The organism is Vibrio caribbeanicus ATCC BAA-2122 (genome assembly GCF_000165125.1).
In the GTDB taxonomy this organism is placed as follows: Bacteria; Pseudomonadota; Gammaproteobacteria; order Enterobacterales; family Vibrionaceae; genus Vibrio; species Vibrio caribbeanicus.
In genome coordinates this window covers 1-3,787 of record NZ_AEIU01000078.1, presented here as the reverse complement: position 1 = coordinate 3,787, position 3,787 = coordinate 1, and the positions used below count along the sequence as shown (strand labels likewise).

Annotated in this window: 3 protein-coding genes; 2 read left to right on the top strand and 1 reads right to left on the bottom strand. The window is 44.0% G+C overall.

Features of this window, described 5'->3' with window-relative positions:
- Positions 1-1,147: oxygen-independent coproporphyrinogen III oxidase (gene hemN, locus RH40_RS12310; RefSeq protein ID WP_009601850.1), on the top strand; the 1,147-nt coding region annotated here is incomplete at its 5' end.
- A 6-nt stretch (positions 1,148-1,153) separates the two neighbouring features.
- On the opposite strand, the gene ilvY is transcribed toward hemN, so the two are convergent.
- On the bottom strand, positions 1,154-2,044 hold the full coding sequence (ilvY, locus tag RH40_RS12305; RefSeq protein WP_009601849.1) for an HTH-type transcriptional activator IlvY: 891 nt from the start codon (positions 2,042-2,044) through the stop codon (positions 1,154-1,156).
- Between the two features lie 133 nt (positions 2,045-2,177).
- Here ilvY and ilvC point away from each other — a divergent pair, with 133 nt between their 5' ends.
- Entirely contained in the window at positions 2,178-3,662 is a 1,485-nt protein-coding gene (gene ilvC / locus RH40_RS12300; RefSeq protein ID WP_009601848.1) for a ketol-acid reductoisomerase, read from the top strand.
- Positions 3,663-3,787: the final 125 nt, after the last annotated feature.

The following is a 3,787-nucleotide window of genomic DNA, read 5'->3' as shown; positions in this document are numbered from 1 at the left end:
TCGTCACTCGCACAAGGCGGATGAATATCTCGATGCATTGGAATTGGAAGTCCGAACTCGTGCTGCATTGCTGCAAGGACGTAAGGTTAACCAGTTGCATTTTGGTGGTGGGACACCAACATTTTTATCTCAAGCTCAAATTAGTCGTCTTATGAGTGTGTTACGCCACGAATTTGACTTTGATTTGGACGCTGAGCTGAGTATTGAAATAGACCCTAGAGACCTTCCCATAGCCAAGATAGATCACTTGCGCCGTGAAGGGTTTAATCGTTTGAGCATTGGTGTACAAGACTTTAATAAAGACGTTCAAAAAGCAGTAAATAGAGAGCAAGATGAAGCCCATATTACTGCTTTGGTGAAAAGGGCAGAAGACCTCAATTTTCGTTCGACCAACCTCGATCTTATCTATGGCCTACCGAAACAAAGCGCGGACTCTTTTGCACAGACAGTAAAAAAAGTACTTGAGATGAAACCCGAGCGTATTTCGGTATTTAATTATGCGCACATGCCAGAACTTTTTGCTGCCCAACGTAAAATCCATCAACAAGATTTACCGAGCATCGAGCAAAAAATGGCGATGTTACAAGATACCTTAATAACGCTAACTCAGCGGGGTTATCAGGCCATTGGTATGGACCATTTTGCTCTTCCTAATGATGAACTGGCCATCGCTCAGCGCCAAGGGAAATTACACCGAAATTTTCAGGGGTATACTACGCAAGGTGAGTGCGATCTCATCGGGTTTGGTGTTTCGGCGATTTCCATGATCGGAGATGTTTATGCACAAAATCATAAACAGCTCAAAGAATACTATCAACAAGTAGAAGACCAACGTCATGCACTGTACAAAGGGCTTACACTCGATAGTGATGACTTATTACGTCGTGATATTATCAAACAATTGATGTGTAACTTTACATTGGATATGGGCTCAATAGAGCGCAGGTATGATGTTTGTTTTGCTCAATACTTTCAACTAGATTTGGCGCTACTGGCTCCTTTTATTGAGGATAAGCTGGTTAGTATCGAAAGTAATATCATCACAGTGACGGCACGTGGTCGGTTATTGATTCGTAATATCTGTATGTGTTTTGACCGTTATTTGCGCCGTCAAACGAATCAACAACAATATTCCAAAGTGATCTGACTCTCTCTATTCGTCAATTCTGACTTCTTTAGCGATTTGCCACAAGGCATAGATGAGAGGGTTACTAAGCTGGGCTCGTTTGCAGCATACGCCAAGCTTGAATGGTTCAATAGGTGTCATGTTTAAGTATTCAATCTTGTCTTTGACAGGGCTGTTGTTAATCACCACATCAGGTGCGATTCCTAGACCACACCCAAGTGCAACCATGCTAACAATTGCCTCATGACCTGAAACTTGAGCATAAATATTGGGGCGTATTTTCATCGCTTTGAACCACGTATTTGCACGCTCTCTAGCCACGCCAGACTCAGAAACGATAAAAGGGATCTTGTTCCAATCTAATTCTGGCTGATGGAGTATCGCTTGCAAGGTCGGTGATGTGGTGGGTGCAATCACAGAAAGAGGAATACGACTAATGGTCTCAAACTCGAGCCGGCTTGGTAGCTGTTCGGGCTGAGCTGAGATAGCAACATCGACTTCATCATTCATTACCTTTTCAATCGCTTGAGCAGGATCACCCGTCGAAAGCTTAAACTCTATAAGCGGGTATTGTTGGCGAAAGTGTGACAATAAGTTGGGTAGATGACTGTAGCTCGCAGTGACAGAACAAAATAACCGTATTTCCCCTTTGAGTTGCCCAGACTGACTCTGTACTTGGGCATGGTAGGTTTGCCATTCACTGATGATTCTGAGGGCGACGGGGAGCAACTGCCGCCCAGCTGGCGTAATTTCGACACTGCGATTGTCACGTATAAACAGAGTTTGATTAATATCCTGTTCGAGTCTTTTTATCTGACGGCTTAACGCTGATGGACTCAGGTGCATCGCTGCCGCTGTTTTGGCAAAGTTTTTATTTTCACACAGGTGAACGAATAGCTGGAGGCTTTTTATTTGCATAACTTACCATGTTGCAAAATTTGCAATAACTAATTGTGAATATATCACTTTGAGCAAGCATTTGCCTGCTTTAGTATGAGGGTATTCGGTTATTTATCACCGACCACCATGGTAGATTTATAGGAGCACTTGGATGGCGAACTACTTTAATACACTAAACTTACGTCAACAACTAGACCAGCTAGGTCGTTGCCGATTCATGGACCGTAGTGAATTTGCTACCGAAGCTGATTATCTCAAAGGTAAGAAGGTTGTGATTGTGGGTTGTGGTGCTCAGGGACTCAATCAGGGATTGAACATGCGCGATTCCGGTTTAGACGTTGCTTATGCATTGCGCCAAGCGGCGATTGATGAGCAGCGCCAATCGTACAAAAATGCCAAAGAGAACGGTTTTGAAGTGGATAGCTACGAAAACTTGATCCCTAATGCTGATTTGGTGGTAAATCTTACGCCAGATAAACAGCACACCAACGTGGTTGAGACCGTGATGCCATTAATGAAACAGGGTGCTGCTTTGGGCTACTCTCATGGCTTTAATGTGGTCGAAGAAGGAATGCAAGTTCGCCAAGACATTACGGTGGTTATGGTTGCTCCCAAGTGCCCGGGTACAGAAGTTCGTGAAGAGTATAAACGAGGTTTTGGTGTACCGACCTTGATTGCAGTTCATCCTGAAAATGATCCTCAAGGCGAGGGTTGGGACATAGCGAAGGCATGGGCGGCTGCAACCGGCGGGCATCGTGCTGGCTGTCTTGAGTCTTCTTTTGTTGCGGAAGTAAAATCTGACCTAATGGGCGAGCAAACGATCTTGTGTGGTATGTTGCAAGCAGGTTCGATTGTGAGCTATGAAAAAATGGTTGCTGAAGGTATCGATCCTGGTTATGCGGGTAAATTACTTCAATACGGTTGGGAGACCATTACCGAAGCACTTAAGTTCGGTGGCATTACCCACATGATGGATCGTCTATCCAATCCCGCGAAAGTGAAAGCTTTTGAGCTTTCTGAGCAGCTTAAAGATCTCATGCGTCCGTTGTATAACAAACATATGGATGACATTATTACCGGTCATTTCTCCAGTACTATGATGGCGGACTGGGCCAATGATGATGCGAACCTTTTGGGCTGGCGTGAGGAAACGGGTCAAACTGCGTTTGAAAATTACCCAGAGTCAACGCAAGAAATTACAGAGCAAGAATACTTTGATAACGGTATTTTGATGGTTGCCATGGTACGAGCAGGGGTAGAGCTGGCATTTGAAGCAATGACTGCTTCTGGAATCATCGATGAGTCAGCGTATTATGAGTCTTTACACGAGTTACCTCTTATTGCCAACACCATTGCACGTAAGCGCCTCTACGAAATGAATGTCGTAATTTCTGATACGGCAGAGTATGGGAACTACCTATTTGCAAATGTAGCGACGCCACTCTTGCGTGAGCAATTTATGCCTAAAGTGGGCACGGATGTGATTGGTAAAGGTTTAGCCGCAACGTCCAATCATGTTGATAATGCGCGTTTGATTGAAGTCAATGATGCTATCCGCAACCATCCAGTTGAATACATTGGTGAAGAGCTGCGCGGTTACATGACGGATATGAAGCGTATTTCGGTAGGTGGTTAATCATTACCGAGAAGTAAAACTAAACTCCACTCAGATTGGGGTCAATAAATACAATTGAAACACAACAGATAATAAAAAGGCTTGGTTCGTTCACCAAGCCTTTTTATTTAATGGTATCTAACTTA